This window comes from Thermogutta sp. (genome assembly GCF_014359955.1).
Lineage (GTDB): Bacteria > Planctomycetota > Planctomycetia > Pirellulales > Thermoguttaceae > Thermogutta.
In genome coordinates this window covers 1-1,142 of the sequence record NZ_JACIYL010001076.1, presented here as the reverse complement: position 1 = coordinate 1,142, position 1,142 = coordinate 1, and the positions used below count along the sequence as shown (strand labels likewise).

General features: G+C 54.9%; 1 pseudogene. It reads left to right on the top strand.

What is annotated here, in order from left to right:
• Positions 1–1,142, top strand: a pseudogene (locus H5U08_RS19470) (molybdopterin-dependent oxidoreductase); the annotation flags it as partial.

The following is a 1,142-nucleotide window of genomic DNA, read 5'->3' as shown; positions in this document are numbered from 1 at the left end:
CATCCGCGAATATCTGCTCCATTTTGATCCCAAAACCGTGGAGAAAATCACGTGGGCACCGGCTGAAGCGGTAGAAACCCTGGCGCGGCACATCGCGGCGGAGCCGGGAACAACGCTTTTTGCCCTGGGCATGGGCCCCAATCAGTTCTTCAACAATGACAACAAAGACCGCACAGTATTCCTGGTCGCTGCACTGACCGGAAATGTAGGTCGGATTGGCGGCAACGTCGGGTCGTACGCCGGAAACTATCGCGTGGCACTGTTTAACGGTTCTCCGCAGTATATCAGTGAGGATCCCTTCAATATACAACTGGATCCGGACAAACCCGCCGTGGTTCGCCAATACTGGAAGCCGGAATCCGCCCACTATTACAATCATGAGGACCGCCCCCTGCGCGTGGGCAAGCGTCTGCTGACCGGGAAAACGCATATTCCCACCCCCACCAAATCCCTCTGGTTTGCCAACGCCAACTCGATCCTGGGAAACGTGAAATGGCACTACAACACCGTGGTGAATGTGCTGCCCAAGATCGAGATGATCTGCGTCAATGAGTGGTGGTGGTCCGGCTCCTGCGAATGGGCGGATGTCGTCTTTGGCGTGGATTCCTGGGCGGAATTGAAACATCCCGACATGACGGCCTCCGTCACGAATCCCTTCCTGTCCGTCTTTCCGCGGACTCCGCTCAAGAGAATCTTCCATACTCTCGGTGACATTGAGGTTTTCGCGCTTGTGGCCTCCAAATTGGCAAAATTGACCGGTGACACACGCTTTGAAGATTACTGGAAATTCGTGCGGGAAGGGCGCACGGACGTCTATCTCCAAAGAATTCTTGATGCGAGCTCCAATACAAAGGGATATCGATTTACAGAAATAGAAGAGAAAGCCCGCCAGGGTATTCCGGTTATTCTTCAAAGTCGTACCACGCCCAAGGTAGTGGGCTATGAACAGATCACCGATTCGCGACCGTGGTACACGAAAACGGGGCGTTTGGAATTTTACCGAGAAGAGCCAGAATTCATTGAAGCCGGCGAGAATCTACCGGTCCACCGCGAGCCGGTGGACTCCACCTTCTACGAGCCGAACATCATCGTGGCGGCTTCACATGAGGCCATTCGGCCCGCAGGGCCGGAGGACTACGGAG